This is a genomic window from Rahnella sikkimica (assembly GCF_002951615.1).
In the GTDB taxonomy this organism is placed as follows: domain Bacteria; phylum Pseudomonadota; class Gammaproteobacteria; order Enterobacterales; family Enterobacteriaceae; genus Rahnella; species Rahnella sikkimica.
In genome coordinates, this window is the sequence record NZ_CP019064.1 from 19,874 (window position 1) to 39,871 (window position 19,998).

General features: G+C 44.6%; 16 protein-coding genes and 1 pseudogene. 6 read left to right on the forward strand and 11 right to left on the reverse strand.

Annotated features, from left to right (window positions below):
• Positions 1 to 10 precede the first annotated feature (10 nt).
• Together BV494_RS24015 and BV494_RS24020 are read right to left on the reverse strand one after the other, a co-directional pair.
• Positions 11 to 1,356, reverse strand: a protein-coding gene (locus tag BV494_RS24015; protein WP_104925322.1) for an IS3 family transposase whose coding sequence is annotated in 2 segments (ribosomal slippage) — positions 11 to 897 and positions 897 to 1,356 — 1,347 coding nt in all. Because the reading frame shifts where the segments join, the coding sequence is not laid out codon by codon here.
• A 166-nt stretch (positions 1,357 to 1,522) separates the two neighbouring features.
• On the reverse strand, positions 1,523 to 2,410 hold the full coding sequence (locus BV494_RS24020; protein ID WP_104925323.1) for a LysR family transcriptional regulator: 888 nt from the start codon (positions 2,408 to 2,410) through the stop codon (positions 1,523 to 1,525).
• A 117-nt stretch (positions 2,411 to 2,527) separates the two neighbouring features.
• On the opposite strand from BV494_RS24020, the gene BV494_RS24025 reads away from it, so the two are divergent.
• The 4 genes from BV494_RS24025 (at position 2,528) to BV494_RS24040 (ending at position 6,635) form a co-directional block, all read left to right on the forward strand.
• Positions 2,528 to 3,739 (forward strand): MFS transporter, encoded by a 1,212-nt coding sequence (locus tag BV494_RS24025; protein WP_104925324.1) that lies wholly within the window; start codon positions 2,528 to 2,530, stop codon positions 3,737 to 3,739.
• A 63-nt stretch (positions 3,740 to 3,802) separates the two neighbouring features.
• A complete protein-coding gene (locus BV494_RS24030; protein ID WP_192938234.1) occupies positions 3,803 to 4,570 on the forward strand; it encodes an isochorismatase family protein in 768 nt (255 codons plus the stop codon).
• Between the two features lie 79 nt (positions 4,571 to 4,649).
• Complete coding sequence (locus BV494_RS24035) at positions 4,650 to 5,390, forward strand: SDR family oxidoreductase (RefSeq protein ID WP_104925326.1); 741 nt, start codon at positions 4,650 to 4,652, stop codon at positions 5,388 to 5,390.
• Between the two features lie 153 nt (positions 5,391 to 5,543).
• The gene (locus BV494_RS24040; protein WP_104925327.1) at positions 5,544 to 6,635 is read left to right on the forward strand and encodes an aldo/keto reductase; all 1,092 of its coding nucleotides are present in this window, start codon (positions 5,544 to 5,546) and stop codon (positions 6,633 to 6,635) included.
• Positions 6,636 to 6,641: 6 nt separating this feature from the next.
• Here the strand turns inward: BV494_RS24040 and BV494_RS24045 are convergent.
• The 3 genes and pseudogenes from BV494_RS24045 to BV494_RS24060 all read right to left on the reverse strand — a co-directional run.
• A pseudogene (locus BV494_RS24045) lies at positions 6,642 to 6,908 on the reverse strand (transposase); the annotation flags it as partial.
• Between the two features lie 83 nt (positions 6,909 to 6,991).
• Complete coding sequence (locus BV494_RS24050) at positions 6,992 to 8,761, reverse strand: sensor domain-containing phosphodiesterase (protein WP_104925328.1); 1,770 nt, start codon at positions 8,759 to 8,761, stop codon at positions 6,992 to 6,994.
• 1,098 nt (positions 8,762 to 9,859) lie between these two features.
• Positions 9,860 to 10,959, reverse strand: a protein-coding gene (locus tag BV494_RS24060) for an IS3 family transposase (protein WP_104925330.1) whose coding sequence is annotated in 2 segments (ribosomal slippage) — positions 9,860 to 10,698 and positions 10,698 to 10,959 — 1,101 coding nt in all. Because the reading frame shifts where the segments join, the coding sequence is not laid out codon by codon here.
• A gap of 313 nt (positions 10,960 to 11,272) precedes the next feature.
• Here BV494_RS24060 and BV494_RS24065 point away from each other — a divergent pair.
• Positions 11,273 to 11,536: a type II toxin-antitoxin system ParD family antitoxin gene (locus tag BV494_RS24065; RefSeq protein WP_104925331.1), complete on the forward strand. Its 264-nt coding sequence runs from the start codon at positions 11,273 to 11,275 to the stop codon at positions 11,534 to 11,536.
• Positions 11,523 to 11,819 carry a type II toxin-antitoxin system RelE/ParE family toxin gene (locus BV494_RS24070; protein ID WP_104925332.1) on the forward strand — a complete coding sequence of 99 codons (297 nt, stop codon included), beginning with the start codon at positions 11,523 to 11,525 and terminating at the stop codon, positions 11,817 to 11,819. Before BV494_RS24065 ends, BV494_RS24070 begins: the two co-directional genes overlap by 14 nt.
• 975 nt (positions 11,820 to 12,794) lie before the next feature.
• On the opposite strand, the gene BV494_RS24080 is transcribed toward BV494_RS24070, so the two are convergent.
• The 6 genes from BV494_RS24080 to BV494_RS24105 form a co-directional block, all read right to left on the reverse strand.
• A complete protein-coding gene (locus BV494_RS24080) occupies positions 12,795 to 14,051 on the reverse strand; it encodes a dicarboxylate/amino acid:cation symporter (protein ID WP_104925473.1) in 1,257 nt (418 codons plus the stop codon).
• 529 nt (positions 14,052 to 14,580) lie between these two features.
• Positions 14,581 to 15,414, reverse strand: coding sequence for a GGDEF domain-containing protein (locus BV494_RS24085; RefSeq protein WP_226790148.1), 834 nt, complete (start codon positions 15,412 to 15,414; stop codon positions 14,581 to 14,583).
• Between the two features lie 280 nt (positions 15,415 to 15,694).
• Complete coding sequence (locus BV494_RS24090; RefSeq protein ID WP_104925335.1) at positions 15,695 to 16,486, reverse strand: spermidine synthase; 792 nt, start codon at positions 16,484 to 16,486, stop codon at positions 15,695 to 15,697.
• Positions 16,487 to 16,958: 472 nt separating this feature from the next.
• A complete protein-coding gene (locus BV494_RS24095) occupies positions 16,959 to 17,288 on the reverse strand; it encodes a flagellar transcriptional regulator FlhD (protein WP_104925336.1) in 330 nt (109 codons plus the stop codon).
• Between the two features lie 114 nt (positions 17,289 to 17,402).
• Complete coding sequence (locus BV494_RS24100) at positions 17,403 to 18,782, reverse strand: methyl-accepting chemotaxis protein (protein ID WP_104925337.1); 1,380 nt, start codon at positions 18,780 to 18,782, stop codon at positions 17,403 to 17,405.
• A 579-nt stretch (positions 18,783 to 19,361) separates the two neighbouring features.
• Positions 19,362 to 19,940: a Rossmann-fold NAD(P)-binding domain-containing protein gene (locus tag BV494_RS24105; protein ID WP_192938235.1), complete on the reverse strand. Its 579-nt coding sequence runs from the start codon at positions 19,938 to 19,940 to the stop codon at positions 19,362 to 19,364.
• Positions 19,941 to 19,998: the final 58 nt, after the last annotated feature.

Below are 19,998 nucleotides of genomic sequence, written 5' to 3' on the forward strand. Positions count from 1 at the left end.
TTGGACAACCTTATGCTGCTTGCCTTAGTCTATATTGCACTGGGCTAAGACCTCCAAGCTTTTCCTTTATCCTCAATCGGTTATAATAATCAATGTATCCGATGATGTCTTGCCTCAAGTCGTCCACATTTTTATATTCATTGAGGTAATAACATTCGGATTTCAATGTCCCGAAAAAGCTCTCTATAGCCGCATTATCAAGACAATTTCCACGGCGCGACATGCTTTGGATTATGTCATTGTCCTTTAGCCAGCGTTGCCATCGCGGCATCTGGTATTGCCACCCCTGATCGCTGTGCAACAATGGGTGCTCCCCTTCAGTCAGCACTTTTAAAGCATCAGTGAGCATGGCTTTCACCATTGATGGTAAGGGGCGGGTAGCGAGGTTATAAGCAATGATTTCGCCATTATAAAGATCCATGATGGGGGACAAGTACAGTTTCTTACCATTCACTTTAAATTCAGTGACATCCGTTACCCATTTTTCGTTGGGGTGTTCCGCACCAAACTGGCGTTTCAGGAGATTATCGCAGATTCTTCCTTGTTCTCCTTTATATGAACGGTATTTTTTGACGCGGATCAGACTGCTAATGCCTAGCTCTTTCATTAGTTTTCTGACGGTTTTGCCATTAAGTAAAATCCCTTCGTTACGACATGCCAGTCTGATCCGCCTGTAACCATAGCGACCTTTATGCTGGTGATAGATTTTCAGCACAAGCGTCCTGGCAGACTGATATCGACCCGGGGCAACAAGACGTTTGGCATGATAGTAGAATGTGCTCCGGGGCAGCTTTGCGGCGATTAACAACCGGGACAATGACCACTCCTGCCTTAGTTCATTAACAATACTCACTTTTTCTTGAGTGCTGAGCATGTTTTCTCCTGAACCAAGGCCTTCAGCTTTTTTAAATAGGCATTCTCTACTCTGAGCAGCTCAAGTTCCTCTCGCTCATTTTCAGTTAATGCTGATCGGGGAGTGGCTGGATTGACGTTTTCATCGGGCACAGGGATGATCTTTTTATTTTTTTGGATGAATGCATCCTCACCATATTTTCTATATTTTTCAAGCCAGGTACATACAGTTCCGAAAGCTGGTATCCCATGTGCTACTGCAGTTTCACGAACAGAAAAGCCATCGTCCACGACTTCCTTTACTACCGTAAGTTTTAAATCCACAGAATAACGCCCCTTTTTACCCGTAAGGATGCCTATCCCATGCTCCCGGTAGGCATACGCCCACTTTCTTACCGTGCAGGGACTGATGTTGTACATCCTAGCTACAGATTTCAGACTCAACTCGTCCTCTAAGTATTTTTCTGCAACTTCCTGTTTGAATTTCAATGAAAATTTTGCCATGCGCCCTCAGTTTTCGATCTGGTGTCTAACTTTTGGGGCGCACTACATAAATGATGGACATTATTGTCTCCGAACCGGAGGGAGACCAACAGACGGTCTAAATGAGCCGCTTACGTATATTTCGGTATTGGGGAGAACAGCAGAAGAATATAGGTATGTTTAAATCTCAGTCACGCAGGGCATCCAAAACCAACCGAAAAGCAGGTAAAGAGTGCTTTCGGCTGGGATAATAGAGATGATAGCCGGGACTCAGTGGACTCCAGTCTTCGAGTACGGCGATGAGTTCCCCCTTACTGATCCAGGGCTGTACCACATCTTCAGGAGCGTAAGCTAAAGCATCTCCCTCAAGGGCAGCGGTCAGAAGTTGCGGTGAGGTGTTAAAAATCATTTGTCCTGGAACTTGAACATTCAGACTTTTCCCCTCCTTCTCAAACTCCCAGGGATAGAGACCTCGGTGGGTTGAAAGCCGGAGATTTGCACAGTTATGCTTCATCAAATCGTGAGGTGTTCGGGGGATTGAATGTTGTTTAAAATAGTCAGGTGAGCCGACCACTAACATCCGGTAATCAGGCGAGATTCGCATAGCGATCATGTCATTAGCAATTTGATTGCCATTCCGGACTCCTGCATCAAAACGTTCAGCAACGATATCAATCAGCCCGTATTCAATGTTGATTTCGATGGTGATATCCGGATAGTCACGTAACAGCGTCCGGAGTTTCGGCCAAAGAATGGTCGTTGCAGCATGGTCATGTGCGCTTATTCGGACCGTGCCTGACGGTTTCTCGCGTAATTCAGTCAAAGCGGCAAGTTCGGTTTCAATACCCGCGTAGTAAGGTGCCAGATTTGACAGAAGACGTTCTCCTGCTTCTGTCGGGGCTGCTCCGCGCGTGGTACGTGTTAAAAGTCGTATACCTAACTTCTCCTCCACCGCATTGATGTTGTGGCTGACTGCAGACTGCGATATACCGAGCGCTGCCGCTGCACGGGTAAAGCTTCTCTCACGGGCAACAACAATAAATACCGACAAACCATTAAAATTAACTGCACTCATTATTAATTTTCCTCATGCCTCTTATCTAAGTATGCCACTTCTTAGATGGCAAAGCATATCTTAAACTCTCGGTTAACCTTTTATATACCGGAGTTTAAAACCGGAGGAATATTTACTATGAACCAGCCTCCATCCACAGACAAAACGCCTCTAGACCAGGTAACAGCAAAATGGGGAGCTGTATTTTCTCTTTCATTTAGCGTGATTAGTCTTGTGACGGCAGAATTGTTGCCCATCAGCTTACTGACCCCGGTTGCGTCTGCACTTCATGTCAGCGAGGGTATGGCCGGTCAGGCAGTCAGTGCGACGTCATTAGTCGGGATGATATCGAGTTTGTTTATCGCTTCTGCTACGCGGCGACTGGACCGTCGTCTGGTTATGTTGATGTTTATGGTGTTTTTTATTGCATCTAATGCACTGGTCAGTATGGCCACCGACTTCACCATGCTGATTGTTGGGAGAGTGATTCTCGGGGTGGCACTGGGAGGTTTTTGGTCAATGGCTGCAGCTATAACGATGCGGCTGGTCCCGGCAGCGCAAATTCCGCAGGCGCTTTCGGTCATTTTTGGGGGTGTTTCTGTCGCCATGGCAGTCTCTGCACCCGTTGGGACATGGCTCGGCAGTATTATTGGCTGGCGTGGAGTATTTGCTTCAGTTGCTATCCTCGGCGTGGTGGGGTTTGCCTGGCAATATCGCGTACTACCGGCCATGAAACCGAGCGGTCAGTCAAAAATATCCACCCTGTTCAGCCTGCTGAAAAAACCACAAATAGGCATGGGGATGCTGGGGATGGCACTGGTCTTCGGTGGGCACTTCGCTTTCTTTACCTATCTGCGGCCTTCCCTTGAAAATGTTTCGGGTTTTGGTGTGAATGGCGTTTCGACGCTGTTATTTGGCTTCGGTATAGCCAGCATAGCAGGCACGTCTTTTGCCGGTTATATGATGCGCCGCAATCTGCGCTTAATCCTCGCTCTGGTCCCGCTGTGCATGTCAGTCCTGGCTTTCGCCTTTATATTTACTGGCCATGTCACGCCACTGGTCTCTTTGTGGGTCGTAATGTGGGGATTCCTGTTTGGTGCTGTTCCGGTGGCCTGGACAACCTGGCTGACAGATGCAGTCCCCGACGAAACAGAAAGCGGAGGTGGACTGCAAGTCGCAGCAATTCAACTGGCGATAACCGCAGGCGCGGGCCTAGGTGGGATCCTGATGGACAGTGCAGGGGCCTACGGTCCCATCGCGGGCAGCGGCATAATCTTGCTGATAGCCTCACTGTTAATCTTTTCAGGTATTCGTCCGGAGAAGCAGAACAGCGTCGCTTGTGATGCGTGACGACTACCTTAACCCTGAAGCGGAATGCACCTTTTCAGAAAATATTTGTGGAGTTCTTTCGATATGACCGTCAATCAAAGCAGGTATAACCACAACCCGATGCGACTTTCATCCACCACTGAAGGCAGTATTAAAAAAGGATTGAAGGGAGCGTCGTTGCTGATGGGCATAGTGATTCTGGTACTCAGCATAACTACAGAGCATGCAGTAGCGGCTGTCGAAAATCTTCAGGTCAGACAAATGCTCACGGAGAATAGCGGCAACGGAATTCTGGATGCTCGGGATGTTCAGATTCTATTTGTAGATTTGCAGCCAGAGCTTATTAGCAGCAGCCGGACTATACAACCTGCCGCATTAACAGCGAATGCGGCTGTGCTTGCACAGGTGGCACGGCTGACTCATGTGCCGGTGACGTTTTCAATTGTGCCCGTCCAGGGCAAACCTGGCAGGAATCTTCCGGCTTTAACACCTTATGTTTCGCCAAAGAATACTGTTCGACGCGTAATGGCTGGCACGTTTATGGAACCCCGACTAGTTGATGCCCTGGGGGCGTATAAACGTAAAACTCTTGTTGTTGCTGGCTATGCAACCGAGGTGGCCGTCCTTCAGACCGCTCTGGGGGCTCTGAAAGCAGGCTACACGGTTTATGTCGTCATGGATGTAACCGGTAGTCGTTCGGAACGAACCGAGGATGCGGCTGTTCGCCAGATGGAGATGGCTGGTGCAATCCCGACCTCAGTTCTCGCCATTGCAGCACAGCTTGCGCCTGATTTTTCACGAACTCCGGGGTCGGAAGTCCTTCTCACATTTGATTCGCTCAGTCCTCCCTGAACCAGGCTTCCCCTTGGCAGTGAGGCATTTTTAAGGCGTCTGAAATACGTCATCTCCGTGTGATTTTAAGGGAACAAAAATGAATATCAGTCAGAAAGTTATTGTGATCACGGGTGCCAGCAGCGGCCTTGGCGAAGCATCGGCCCGACTGCTGGCTAAAAAAGGGGCCGCAGTAGTGCTGGGCGCTCGTCGCAAAGAAAAAATACTCGCGCTGGCTCAGGAGATTGCTGCTTCCGGGGGACGAGCCGTTGCTGTTCAGACTGATGTTTCTGACAGGGGACAGGTAAAACGGCTCGTAAAGACTGCCTTCGATAAATACGGAAAGATTGATGTCATTCTTAATAATGCTGGCGTTATGCCTCTGTCGCTTGTCGAGGAGCTTAAGGTAGAGGAATGGGACAGTATGATTGATATTAACCTTAAGGGAGTTCTTTACGGTGTAGCTGCCGCACTGCCATACATGAAGGCGGCACGTGCAGGGCACATCATCAACGTGGCATCAACTGCTGGTCACAGGGTGGCCCCGACCACGGCAGTTTATTCTGCTACGAAATACGCCGTCCGGGCCTTTTCTGAAGGCATCAGGCAGGAAGTCACCCCTTATAATATAAGGACGACCATTATCTCACCGGGCGCGAGTTGTACCGGGTTAATGGACGGTATCAGTAGTAGTGAGCTACGTAACAGCTTGCAGGAGAGCGCTTCTTCTTATGCTCTGCCACCTGACGCGTTTGCCCGTATGCTTTTGTTTGTCATTGAACAGCCGGAAAACGTAGATGTTAACGAGATTCTTTATCGGGCCACGAAGCAGGAAAAATAGCGTAGTAATGAAGGCCGGAAAGAATTTACGTTTCCCGGCTATCCAATGATTTTTAAAAATGCAGGGCATACAGTAAACACCGCCATGACGGTGTATGTGGCCATAAAGTAAAGCCCCGTCTGTTATATCCTGCTCAGTAAGGAGTGTTCACATATGAAATACCGTAAATTAGGAAAAACTGGCGTTGTTGTATCCGAACTGGCACTGGGTACCATGTATTTTGGTGATGAAACGTCTGAGTCTGAAGCATTCAGCATCCTTGACCGCTTCACTGAAGCAGGAGGGACGCTGATTGATACCTCTAATGTTTATGTAGGAGGTGAATCTGAAGAAATTATTGGTCGCTGGCTTGCCGCCCGACCAAAAGATATTACCAACAGGCTGATATTGACAACCAAAGGCCGTTTCAATCCGAGCCCCGATGTCAATGATTCTGGATTATCACGCCGTAACCTTCAGCGATCGTTGGATGCTTCTCTGAAACGACTGGGTATTGAACAGGTTGATTTGTACCAGCTCCATGCCTCTGACATGAAAACCCCCGTCGAGGAGACTCTGCAATTTCTCGATGATGCAGTGCGGTCGGGGAAAATAAATTATATCGGACTTTCAAACTTTACCGGCTGGCAACTTCAGCTGATGGTGTCGACGGCTAAAACTATGGGTGTGCATATCCCAGTGACGTTGCAGCCTCAATACAGTCTGCTGTCGCGAGAAATTGAGTGGGAGATTGTTCCCGCTGCATTGCACAATAATATTGGGCTGCTGCCCTGGTCTCCACTTGCAGGCGGTTTTCTTTCAGGAAAATATCAGCGAGGCAGTAACCCAGAAGCAGCCACACGGGCAGGCTCTGAAAAGCCACTTTATCAATATGTATCAGCAGAATACGCGGGTTCTGAGCGGAACTGGTCAACTATCGACAGGGTAACTTATATCGCCAGAGAAATAGGGGCAACACCCGCCCAGGTGGCACTGAGATGGATCGCCGATCGCCAGGGGGTAATTGCACCTATTTGTGGAGCGCGATCGCTTGAACATCTCAATGATAATCTCGGGATGACAAATGTTGTTCTGAATGATGAGGCCTCAAAGGTGCTTGAGACGGTGAGCCGGCCAGGTCCGGGTGGCTATCCTTATGGTGAGTTTGGCCAGTGGCAACGGGATCGCTGGATGCAGGATGGTTCGCCTGCGCCTGAACCTGTAGTGGATAAGGGATCGGAACATCCACTGGGATGTAAGAAATAAATAGACTGTAAAACGCGTCTGGTTTTTCTTTATGAGTTGAGGCTCGAAGGTATTTTCACGGTCACGTGGCGTGTTCAGCTCGATTTTGCCGTCATCGCACAAAAGCGTTTTGGATGAATAGCCGTTGCGGGTATTCGAGCCTGATTTAGGGGCATTTTTCTCGTGCCCGAGGTGCTCTGTCAGTTCAGCATTCAGTGCTGTTTCGACGGTTAACTTCGTCAGCATACGAGAAAATGCATTGAGGTCAGCTTCGGTTTTGATACCTTTAGCCAATTAGGCAGCGAGTGCCTTAAGCTTCTTTTCGTCCATAATTTGCCTGCCTCCACAGTTGGAGTGAACATATCAAAAAAAGGCAATTACACAATTTTAATTAAAGGCTCCATATCGTGATACCAGACTTCGAGAGCTTCGGGTAGCAGTGGTTTGGCATAAATATACCCCTGTACCTCATCGCAGCCCAGTCCACGCAATATCTTTACCGTTTTGTCATCTTCCACGCCTTCGGCCAGAACAACATAGTCAAGCTGCTTAAGCAGCCTGACTATGTTGCGAACAATGATGCGACTGCCTTTGTCGCGGGCAATGTTACTCACGATAGAGCGATCAAGCTTGATAATGTCAATCGGGATTTGTCTAAGGTAATTTATGTTGCTGTAGCCGGACCCAAAGTCATCAAGATATATCTTAAACCCGCGTAATTTCAGCATATCTAGTCCGTTAAGGGCTGTCGGGCTTTCCAGCATTTTCTCCGTCTCCAAACACTCAACTCCAAGTAGAGCCGGATCTAAACGCGCATCCCGCATTTTCTGTTCAAGCTCATCGGCAAAATTTGGCCGCGAAAAATCACTGGCGGACAGATTAACGGACACATGTAAAGAAAGCCCCCGGCTCCGCCAGACGGTTAGTTGCGCGATAGTATGATCGATCACCCACGCAGTGAGCTCCCGCATCAGGCTGGTATTTTCCACCAGAGGAATAAATACGCCCGGCGGCACTTCGCCGTGTTCAGGGTGTTGCCATCTCAACAATGCTTCAGCCCCCGTCACTCGGCCCGTCACCAGTGAGACCTTAGGCTGATAGACCAGATATAAACCCAGGTCTTCCTGCAACGCCTGCCTCAATCCGGTCAGAAGGCTGAACTCACTCTTTTTGCGGGTATCCAGTACATCATCATAGGTTATGCACCGATGGTCTTGGCTAATAGCTTCATGCAATGCACTGACCGCACGACGCAGAATTTCAATCGGCGTCAGCATTTTGTCACATAGCCCGGAGTCACCCATATGAATATTCAGATCCAGGGCGACGTCCGGGGTGATCCTGGCTTGAGTTCCCCGCAGGTTCTGAGCGATGTTATCCAGGGTCGGCCCCGTTTTCTCATGAGCTAGAAAGGCAAATCTTCCGAACGCCACTGCATAGAGCTGCCCCGACAATGGCAGACGAACCGAGAACTGTGCGGCCATATCACGGAGTAGATTTTCTACAGCAGTCATCCCCAATGAGCGCTCCATGGAGTAGGCAAATGGCATGTCTATCCCGTCAATGATGATAAGCCTGAAAGCATCCTCAGCCGAAACAGCAATATCCTTTAGCAGTCGCTGGCGGTTTGGCAACATAGTGACGATATCGACATAACCCACAGCGTACCAGGATGCCAAAAATTCTGAAATCAGGCCGGCCAGCTTTTCAAAAATATCGACCTGCTCGTCTGAAATAACCCTCGGTTGAGTATCTAATATGCAAAGGGTGCCTATTGTCACCCCGTCCTGACTTTTAAGAGGACACCCCGCATAAAAACGAATGAAGGGTGCTTCTTTCACCGCACGATAGCTCCGAAAGGCCGGATGCTGATGCGTATCAGGACAAATAATGGTCTTACCGTATTTTAGGGGCTGTACGCAAAAAGCCTCGTCCAGGCCAGTTTCCGTGACCGCGATATTCTGAGCTGATTTAATGTATTGTTTTTCATCATCGAGAACGGATACAAAACTCATCGGCATCTTCAGTAATTGGCAGACCATCTGAGTGTATTTTTTTAACGCTTCATCACGTTCCCTATCATGGCTTTTCAACAACCCGATCGTCGCGTGTCTTTTACTTTCGTTGCTGATGAGATTAGTCAACATGGCAAAGCTCCCCTTGTAACAAACGTCTGAGTTATCTCCCGCGTTGCAGGAATCTTTTTCTTCGTCAGCGGCAGGTGGCAATAAGTATTTTGTGGCTCATCCAAACCCCACATCAGGACGTTTTCCAGTGATCCTGAGGGGAGGTTTTCGCATGCGTACCCGATGAGTCTGAGCGAATCAGTCGCACAGCGGTCGTCAATTCCGGTACGACGTGGGCATCAGCGGGAATCATCTGAAAGATGGCCGCGATTTCCTTAAGCCTGTGAGACTGTCCTTCGAGATATGACGCGGACGACTTGTCTACCAGCAACGTATTTTGCGGCGTCACGCGGTCCATGCCTGACCTTGCGGATACCCAGACTTTGTCCTTGCAATGCATAGGCGACTTCACACATGAATTGCGTCACCTGATTCTCCGTATTAATGATGTGCACGATTGTACCTCCCGCCTGCCCCCTTGCGACCCTCAGATGAATTTTATCAACGGATTCAGCAATCAGCCGCACGATTTATTTTGCCCAAGCGCGCTGCTCTGTGCCAGATGGCGCAGCTCGTTAACCACCACGGCAAGCCCCGCACCCTGTTCAACTTTTAACTCTTTAAGCGCATACAAAGAAAAAGTCCGCCTTCGGCCTTATTAAGATGGGAAAGTGAATATTAACAAGACCATTTTCCGAATTTTAATATTACGAATTTGGTTCATGGTGTAAATAATAAATTTAAAGACATCCAGTGGGGCATTTTAACAACAGCTTGCTGAAGTGACCCTCCTGTGAGATGTGTATCGGCGTCAACAATTTTTTATGGTTACCGATACAATAATATTATCGGCGAATTGTCGGCAAACTTTATAACGAGGAGTAACTCTTTATAGTTAGAGTAGGATGAAAAATAGCCCTAAATGGCTGGGGGCTTTGTTAAATAAATCACAATCTTGGCTGTAATCAGGAACAGAACGGCATATTTCTCACCCTGAAGTGGTATTGATCTCCTCTGATCTCCTCCCTGAAAACAGTGATCCCTTCCCAATATTGATGCCAGGATAAATCAGAGATCCGGGTCTGTTTGATCCCTTCCCAATATTGATGCCAGGATAAATCAGAGATCCGGGTCTGTTTGCAGGCTTCGGACAAATTCTTCCGGAGTCTGGTTATTTAATGAGGAATGTGGCCGGTACTGGTTATATTCCTGCCGCCAGTGCTCGATCTTCTCCTGAGCATCTTCCAGTGACAGGAACCAGTGCACATTCAAACACTCATCGCGCAGGCTCCCGTTGAATGACTCGACCAGAGCATTATCTGTCGGTCTGCCGGGCCGTGAGAAGTCCATTGTCACCTTATTTTCGTATGCCCATCGGTCAAGCGCTTTAGAGATAAATTCGCTGCCATTATCCGTCTGCAACCGGTGTGGTATACGGTGCTGCATTTGTTTCAGGCGCTCCATAACAGCCACCACATCCTCTCCGCGCAGCCCCTGACCAACTTCGATCGCCAGGCATTCACGACTAAAATTATCCACTACAGTTAGGGCACGTATCCGACGCCCGTTGAACAGATTATCAGCAACAAAATCCATGCTCCAGCACTGATCTAATGCGGTCACTTCTGGACGGGCGTGTCGGTGCCTGGCTGTAACATGCCTGAGTGGGCGTTTTGCTCGCAGATTCAGTCCTTCCTGACAGTAAATTCGGTGGGTTTTCTTGTGGTTGACTAACCAGCCTTCCCTGCGCAAAAGAATATGAATGCGCGGGCAACCATAGCGGATCCGTGTCTCCGCAATTTCTCTTATCCGGTGAGTCAGGGCCCTGTCATCACGACAACTGCGATAGAGGTATACCGTGCGACTCTGCATCATTAAACGGCAACCACGACGCAGCCCGATACGATAGGCGTCCAGCAGGTAAGTCACCGCTTCACGCTTCTGAATGGGCCTCAGAACTTTTTTCGAATGACATCCTGGAGCATTTCCTTATCCAGACTGAGGTCCGCCACCAGACGCTTAAACCGTTGGTTTTCGTCCTCAAGCTGCCGCAAACGGCGCAGTTCTGTTACGCCCATACCGCCAAATTTTTTCTTCCAGTTATAAAAAGTGGCTTCAGAAATACCCATCTTTCTGCACACTTCCTCCACCCGAGTGCCTGTTTCGGCCTGTTTAAGGGCGAATGCTATCTGTTCTTCGGTATAACGGGTCTTTTTCATGGTTGATATGCCTCTCAGTGAGATGAAAGAAAGACCGGATACTTTAGTTTAGGCTGGCACTGTTTTCAGGGAGGAGATCAACTGTTTTCAGGGAGGAGATCACTGTTTTCAGGGAGGAGATCACATTGACGCTACACGCTATTGTTTTTCCAGGCTATCCGTCACCAAATTCAAAAGGCCCGTACAGGCACTTATGGTCTTATTTAGGGCGTTTGATAGTATAGTCTTCAACTAATAGCCAAAAATATTGACTGGCACTTTGGGGGAGACAAAATTATAATCATTGTAAGAGATAGTCTTACAAGAGGTAATTATGGCTAGAACTATGACAGTTGACCTTGGTGAAGAACTACGGGAATTCATCGATTCTCTTGTTCAATCCGGGGATTACAGAACGCAAAGTGAAGTACTTCGCGATGCACTGCGCCTGTTACGTGAAAAACAGGCGGAATCCCACCTGCAAACTTTGCGCGATTTATTGGCTGAGGGCGTTAGCAGCGGAACGCCAGAGACATGGGATAAGAACTCATTCCTGCAGCGAGTAAAAGGAAAGGTCCGACTGCATGAAAGAAATTAACCTGACGCCTAAAGCAAACGAAGATTTGGAAGATATCTGGTCGTATAGTCAGGAAAATTTTGGCGTCGTTAAAGCAGACGATTATATCAGCCGTTTTTCCGACATATTTGATGTGCTAGCAACCCATGAGATCGGTTCTCTAAGACCAGAATTAGGCGAACACATTTTTTCCTTACCGATTGAGAAACATGTGATTTTCTTCATTCCCTCCGATACTGCTATCACAGTGATCCGTATTCTTAATCAGTCACAGGACGTTCTTCGCCATTTGGTCTGGCGTTAATTGTAACCCCCGTTGATACAGTTAATTCTCGACTTAACATAAGCCTGCATTAACTCTCTCCATTACGTCCAAGAAATCGTCCGCCCCCCTTCGCGAATACTATGCGAATTTTTGACCAAAGCTGGCTTGCGAGACGTTGGCCAAACTGTACGATTTTAAAAAAAAGCCTCGCGAAGGCGCGATTCTTTTTAGTGTATTAGAGTGGTTTGAGCATAAGACGATGGAACAACATGAGAAATATTTCTTTTTACATATGCTTTACTGGGATCTTAAGTTGCCGGCTTAGCAATCCAAAGGCGTGCTGCTATGCCTATTCACGCTTCGAGGCGTACCGCCTTCTCTTGGCTAATCGCCATTTTACCTGCTACCACCTTGCTCAAAGCTGACTGCGAGATACCAAGATCTGGGCAAGTGAACGCAGCGTACTCTTATAATCATTAAGATATTTCGTAATTAATCTATCTGGATGCGGTTGGTTCAATATAGCTATTAATGATAATCCTCCAAATTAAGCAGGTAGCTAAAATGCCAGCATTAGTGAAGCGCCTTGATAAATGTACAATCACAACTGGACGTTGAGCGTCATAGCGGCAGGTCTACAGCGACAAAACTGTTAGTCTTCAGGCATAACGTTGCGACAGTGAGATAGCACAAGATATCAGCACTATCACTTACAGCCTCTGGTCCATTGTCAGCACTTTCGCCCTAGAGCCACCTGAAACTCCTCCATACCACCCACCACACTTTTTCAGGCCATATCTAAAACGTGGCATCGGTAATAGCATGTTTGTTACTGAGTTCACGTGCATAAACCCCGGCTTCAGCCTCACGGATAGTTACGATGTTCTGTTAGTGGGAATATTGCTTCTTCATGGGGAGGTCCTCATGTGGCTTATGAAGACATTACAAACATCGAGATGTGCTAATCAACGGCAGGAAATTAGCCGCTCCCTATTCAAGAGAGCGGTTTTACTATCAGAATTCAGTCTGCAATTTAACTGATTCCGGCTCAGAACCTTCGTTCTTCGATAACATAGCTGTGGCAATACCATTACCAAGCACATTAATTGCCGAACGCCCCATATCAAGGAAGTGGTCGATTCCCATTAACAACAAAATTCCTGCAACCGGGATATTGAAGCTTGGGATCGTCGCAGCCAGAACCACAAGGGCAGAGCGTGGCACTCCTGCAATCCCTTTTGAAGCCAACATCAATGTCAGCATCATCATGGTAGTTTCTGTAAAATTAAGATGGATGTTATATGCCTGGGCAATAAAGACTGATGCAAAAGAGCAGTAAACCATTGAACCGACGAGGTTAAACGAATAACCAATAGGTAGAACGAATGAGGCAATATTACGTGAGCAACCAAACTTCTCCAATTGCTCCAGTGTCTTCGGATACGCGGCCTCAGAACTGCTTGTTGTAAAAGCAACCAGAACTGGATCTTTAAGCATATTCAACAGACGGAAAACCTCTTTCTTAAGAACAATGTAACCTACCGACAATAACATCACGCTGGTCAACATAATAGCGACATAATATCCTCCGATAAAAGAGGCATAATTTAGTAGGATACCTAGACCTTGAGTAGCTATAACAGACGATATTGCCGCAAAAATGGCTAATGGCGCTACATACATCACATAGCCTGTCATTTTGAGCATAATATGTGACACAACGCTAAGCGAAGCTACCAACGGAGCATTGAATTTTTCACCAAGAGACGCACCTGCGATACCAAAAAACAATGAAAATACAACAATTTGCAATATTTCATTGCTAGCCATTGCTTCGGTTATACTGGTTGGAATGGTATGCGATAAAAACGCTTTAAGATTCATCCCGCTTACGGCCAGGCCCGTATCAACTGACTCTTTTGGGATAGCCAGATTTAAGCCACTACCAGGATGGAAAATAGTAACAATAAAGAGACCAACCAGAATAGAAAAAATCGATGAAATAATGAACCAAATCATTGCCTTGCCACCGACCCTACCTATAGTAGCAGTCTCACCAAGACGCATGATGCCCACGGTTAACGTGCTAAAAACTAATGGTGCAATCACCATTTTTATCAGCCGTAAAAATAAATCGGTAAAAAGAGTAATGTTTCCAGCCCATGATTGGATAGTATCTGACGAAGCGTAAGAATGGATTATTGCTCCTGAAATAATGCCGGCCAGCATGAAAATTACTATAAACAACGTTAGCTTGTTTTTGGTTTCCACAAAAATAACCCCTATCATATTTTTTACGTATTGATTTCAGCCCTGAGGACTTACTTATCGTAATAGACTGAAATATTCGACGCATACATTGAGTAAAAGTGTCGTAGGATACAACCCTTTTTATGTTATTTTTTGTCGAATAAATCTTAGTTTGCCCTGTGTATCGCGATCATCTAGCTGTCGTAGCAACAATGCACAACGGCCGTATTGCAGTTGTCTCCCAGTACCTAAGGAAACGCCCCTGGTGTTTCACACTCCACCATTCTGCCCAAGCTATGCATAGACAACCCGACCGAGACTGGTGCCTCAGTGAGAAGCAGTGGAAGTGCTTGCCATTCTGGGATACAACATTTACCGCAGGCAAGCATACTCTCAAAGAAGATTTCAATTCACGCACTTAAACAATTAACGTATTTTTTCGAGAAAACGTATCTTTGGTGAGAATTGAAAATATGCCATAGACTTACAAGTCGGGTATAGAATGCTGCCACTCAAGAGGGCAGTATTGCCCTCTTACCTCTCAATATAATTAATTATTAAAACGCGAAGAATATATTATACGGTCTCTTCCAGATCTTTTTGCCTGATACAGTGCATCATCCGCAGCAGTTATTGTGGATGATGATGATTCGTGCTTCTGTTTGATTGCAACTCCTATACTAAATGAGATTTTAAAAGTACCATTACAATCATATGAAACTGATTCTTTTATTTTTCTTACGATACCTTCTGCACTGGCATGATCAATAATGACAATTGCAAACTCTTCGCCACCCGATCTGGAAATAAAAACATTATCGTTTGCCAAATTACTCAGTATTAACCCTGTATTTCTTAATACCCTATCACCAGCGTCATGACCGTATGTATCATTTATTCTTTTAAAATGATCAATATCAGCAATACAAATTGTCGCAAGTCTATTTTCAATTTCCCTCAGCTTAATATTCAAATGTCTTCTGTTTGGTAAGCCTGTTAGTTCATCTGTTAAGGAGAGATTCACAGCTGATTTGTAATTATGATTAACGTAATTTATGAATTTCCTGAATGAATAGATAATCATAAGCATAGCCGGCACATAAAGAATAGCAGCTATCAAGGAAGCCGTATCCCTATCGATTAGGTTCATTCCTCCAGCCATAGAGGCAAGAGATGAGTTTAGTAGAAAAAATAAGCTAATCCTAAACACCAATAAATGCGCTTCCCTTGAATGAATATTAAATGACTTTCTTATGAACCATGTCATCACTGCTACTGTGCATGTATTTATAAAAAAGTAAAAATTTAATTTTGATGTATCACCTATGACCAGAGCTAGCACAGTTAATAAGGCAGTTATGCAGCAAGCATAAATGATAATCATTCGATATAGTAATCCCTTCGGGGATTCAACTTCATGAACAAGTTTGTCATGTATCTTGAAATTCATCTTATGACCTTAGATTAATTGAGATAATTAGTGTATCATGTTATTAATCAATTTGGTTATAATTTGTACTTCCTTACTCACCAGGCACGATATGCTCAGTCTTTCAGTTATAATCCTCAGGATTTTTATATAAAAAGTTTAAACTTTGGATTTTTTTTACAAAACATGTTACTTGGAATACAACAATTTATTTTATTATATTTTTTAAAATCTGTTAAATATGTTTTGGCCAAAAAGATATTTTCTCCGCTAATGATCTCACCTCACAATTTAGAATTTCACCAATGGAATTACCTAACTCCTGATATTTTGAAAGCGGTAATGGATAATCCATTTTGCTTGCATAAATTATTACATTACCACTGTGTGTTGTGCAGTAAAGAACGGTTTTAAAAAGTTCGTGTAATGCATGAGAAAAGACTGATGATGCATCAGGACGAATATGATAATTCATTACCAACCAACCGTTAAGTGTAAGTCGGTCAGCGCATGAAACTAAAAAACTCCCTTTTGATTGCAAAGGAGACATCTCATCCTCTGAATAAAGGTCGGAAAATATAAGGTCATACAGAGAATTATTCTCATGATTAATGAAATGATTAGCATCCTGAACATAATAATGGGTTAGAGCATTTGCAGGTAACGAAAAATACTCGTAACCAATACTTAGCACAGCAGCCCGAAGCTCGACCACATCCATAGCGGCTTCATTATTGTAAGCGTTAACAGCTCGGACCAAGCAGCCTCCTCCTAGCCCCAAAACAAGCACCTTGTTGACAGGAGTAAAAGCGAGAGCCATAAGCATTGCTCTGATGTAATGATGAACTGGAACCATGGGTGAAGCTTTGAGTATTTTACTTTGCTCATAAATCATATCGAAAGTTAAAATAAAGTACTTGTTTTTTTCTATAACGGTAATGGAACCGTATTCATCATCCTTATGCACCAATTCTTTGCCGTGAATTCGAAAGGGAGAAAGTGACTTCATAGTGTTTGATATTGACATTCAATATTGAGTCCATGTTTAAAATATATATAAAAGAGAACGCATCCATGAGCCCTCACGGAGTAGATTTAAGCATCTACAATTACAGCGCATACTTGTAATATCACTGGAGTGTAAGGGCGGAATTAGTATCTGCCGTTGAATTCGCCCCCTCTTTACAGATTTTTGAGTGTTTTATAATCCATTAATTGACACGGGTTGATATCCGAAGAGGCTATGGTAGTTGCGTGTGACAATGGGAATAATTGGCACACATGTTGTCATCGGAAACCTGTGATCTCGATGCCGTACATTTAGGGATAAATGGGAGTAAAATATACTTCCCTAAGAACCTGCCGCTTGACATAATCTTTAAATTACCCCAGTTATTCCTTCTAATGAATGTCCAAGAGTATACATCAAAAATGATTGCATTTGAGTCCTGATGAAAAATTTTTAGTGAAGCAGCAATGTATGTCTCAAAGCAAGATGTTCACTCTTCCGATTTTTCGATATTTTTTAATATCCTATTGTTCAATACAGTTCCCAAATTTTCCTCTTCAAACTTGTACAGTGTGGAGTCCTGCATATACATCATTATTTTTTGCTTATCAAAACTAACTTGGCTGATTATCTGATTAGCCTCAGACAATTTTAGCATTTGAGGTAAGGTCAAACCAAGTATAACTTCCGCGGTTGCTCGGTTAATGTTCAATTCAGACATTCCAGCTATTATATCTTTATATAAAGCATTCTGTGCAAAAATTAAATAAGACAGATTTATGTCATAAGTACTTCTGAGCAGAAGTTTATTTTTTTTCACTGGCTACCTCCAGATAACGACCCCTAGACTTATAAAGGTTGACTCAATTTCATGCAAACAGCAAAAGTGAAATAATGCTGTTTGCGCAGAATGCAGAATTAATACTTTGATAAATTATTTAATATTAGAATTAGATGTAGGAAGAACGAAACTACTGACGACTTCACGCAGCTTCTCGGTTCTGGCGTGAAGATTTCCAGCTGAAAGAGTCACTTTCTTAACAAGGGCTGCATTCTGTTGAGTTACTCGGTCCAGTTCTGCGACCGAAAGCGTCACCTGTGAAATACCTTTACTCTGTTCATTAGAAGACAAAGCGATTAGTCCAATAAGTTCATTAACGCTATTGACATTTTCTTTTACCTCGGACATTGCACTTCCTGCACCGCCGGCTACCTCAGCTCCCTCTCGAACAAATTCGAAAGTAGTACTTATTAGTGTTTCAATTTCCTGGGCAGCAGAGGCACTACGCTGAGCAAGCGAACGTACTTCTGTAGCTACCACTGCAAAGCCCCGTCCTTGCTCTCCTGCCCGAGCCGCTTCCACCGCTGCGTTTAGAGCAAGGATGTTTGTCTGAAAGGCAATGCTATTGATTGTAGAGGTAAAGCGACGTATCTGTTCTGCTTCTTCGGAAATTCGGCTCATTGTTACGGTCAGTCTTTCAACAAGAACACTTGCTTTATCCGTTACTGTGGCAGTTATTAAAGCAAGATTGCGTGCCTGACATGCATTGTCAGCATTGTGCCTTACAGTCGACGAAAACTCCTCCATACTCACTGCAGTCTCTTCCAAAGCGGCAGCCTGCTGTGTTGTACGGTTTGCAAGATCCGTATTCCCTTCGGCGATTTCACTTGCCTCCTTATAGAGAGCATTGGAGTTAACAGTGATAGCACGAACCGTCTTTTGCAGACTTTGTTGCATTTCTCGTAAAAGTGGCACCATTTGGCCTATGCAGTTTCGTCCTTGCTCTATTGGTTCACGTGTGAGATCCCCCTTACCAATATCATGAAAATGTCCTCTGATCAGGGAGACGGGGCGAACCAGGTGAACGACCAGGTAACGATCGCAAAAAATCACCAATAATATGGTAAATGAGACAGCCAAAAAGAGAACAGCATTCAACTGATGCAACTCATCAGCTACCTGTAGTTGAGCAGCATCTATCTGCTTGGTTAACAATGAAAGGTGTGAACCCGAAGCATTTTCAGATGACAACGATGAATCAGAAAGATGTTGTTTATAGCTTGCCCACTCAAATCCACTTGGAACCTCATTTTGTAGCGCAACCTTTTGAGCAGCAGTTCCGTTGTGTAAGACATCTTCGGCATGTGCCAGGAAAATCACTTGATGCGTCAGGGCAAAGCTCTGATCAAAATATCTATGCATGTCATGGACCACAAACGCGGCATAGCCTCCAGTCACGGTGATTAACCCCATTGCCGTGAGTAGGATCCAAAGAACCACTCGGCGAATAGTAAAGTTTTTCAGGAAGTTCATTGTCACACTCTTATCTTGTTGTAGTGATATAAAAAGAAAATTAAATAGCCCACTATTTGTTTATGAACAATTTAATAGCGCGAGTATGTCAGTATGTTTGACTAAATAAAACATCACTACAATTAAATAATTTCATGGTGAAAAATTGTTATTTCTATCGGAGATTCAAAGGAATGGAATCAGATTGTTATGTAAGGCTTTTTTTGGAAAATCTGTGATTTGATAGCTTATGCCATTGGAATCGATAATCAGTTCCACTCATGTGGAAGTTTCTTTCTGTGGATGGAGTAATCGCTCATCGGGAGATACTTTATGACCCTAAACACTAAGTGTGTGTGGTTACCTAATGCGGAAGATTAGAACGGGGATGGGGTATTCTGGTGGATGTTAAAATTACTTATAATTTGTTGTTTATTATCTAATTTCAATTCCGGTCTTAATGATAAATAACAGTTCTTATGTACTAATGTTTGAAGATACAAGCAACTGTCTTGTGCGTGGCTGAGACCGAGATTAGTTATTGGTAAAAACCATGATAGTCCTCTGTGAGCGAGGAGCGAACTAAGCAATTAAGTCGGTTCAGAAACCAGGTCGAAGAGACCAAGGAACTGTGGTGCCTATGATATTGACCGTTATATCATTCTTTAACGCAACGTTGATACCATCAGATATTTCAAGATTGGATAACCATCTTGATTTATTGAAATTCAATCTACTATCTATAACAAAGCCTAATATGATTACTCTGTATTCAATGTTAGGATGATTTTTACGGAAAAAAGATAATCTATGACTAATTCCCTCTGGCTTTGACGGATCGGCTAAAGAACTTCCAACAATATGCCAAAGTGAATTCTTTGTGAATTCAACAGCGACCGAACAGACATTCATTTCTGATGGCTCATGCACCCAGCATAAAGAAAAATCGAAAAATCCGATATTTTCAGTATGATTTTTTAATTGGATCTTAAGATTCTCAATGTCGTGATAATCACACGATAGATGATGAAGATTTTTTGTGCCTAAAACCTCAATCAGTTTGCGGAATTTTTCGTCTCCGCGAGATACAATGGAAACGACATTTCCACGTTTAATCAATTCTTTAACTACTCCTGATAACATCCCGGTTCCACCTACAACAAGGTAATGTGAAGTCATAATACATATTTCCTTTCCTGATTTAGGCTCAGATGTTACCAGTATGTTGTCCTTAATG

Coding starts and splice junctions, on each gene's coding strand:
- BV494_RS24020 (WP_104925323.1), bottom strand. CDS start 2,410: ATGAGTGCAGTTAATTTTAATGGTTTGTCGGTATTTATTGTTGTTGCC.
- BV494_RS24025 (WP_104925324.1), top strand. CDS start 2,528: ATGAACCAGCCTCCATCCACAGACAAAACGCCTCTAGACCAGGTAACA.
- BV494_RS24030 (WP_192938234.1), top strand. CDS start 3,803: ATGACCGTCAATCAAAGCAGGTATAACCACAACCCGATGCGACTTTCA.
- BV494_RS24035 (WP_104925326.1), top strand. CDS start 4,650: ATGAATATCAGTCAGAAAGTTATTGTGATCACGGGTGCCAGCAGCGGC.
- BV494_RS24040 (WP_104925327.1), top strand. CDS start 5,544: ATGAAATACCGTAAATTAGGAAAAACTGGCGTTGTTGTATCCGAACTG.
- BV494_RS24050 (WP_104925328.1), bottom strand. CDS start 8,761: ATGTTGACTAATCTCATCAGCAACGAAAGTAAAAGACACGCGACGATC.
- BV494_RS24065 (WP_104925331.1), top strand. CDS start 11,273: ATGGCTAGAACTATGACAGTTGACCTTGGTGAAGAACTACGGGAATTC.
- BV494_RS24070 (WP_104925332.1), top strand. CDS start 11,523: ATGAAAGAAATTAACCTGACGCCTAAAGCAAACGAAGATTTGGAAGAT.
- BV494_RS24085 (WP_226790148.1), bottom strand. CDS start 15,414: ATGATTATCATTTATGCTTGCTGCATAACTGCCTTATTAACTGTGCTA.
- BV494_RS24090 (WP_104925335.1), bottom strand. CDS start 16,486: ATGTCAATATCAAACACTATGAAGTCACTTTCTCCCTTTCGAATTCAC.
- BV494_RS24100 (WP_104925337.1), bottom strand. CDS start 18,782: ATGAACTTCCTGAAAAACTTTACTATTCGCCGAGTGGTTCTTTGGATC.
- BV494_RS24105 (WP_192938235.1), bottom strand. CDS start 19,940: ATGACTTCACATTACCTTGTTGTAGGTGGAACCGGGATGTTATCAGGA.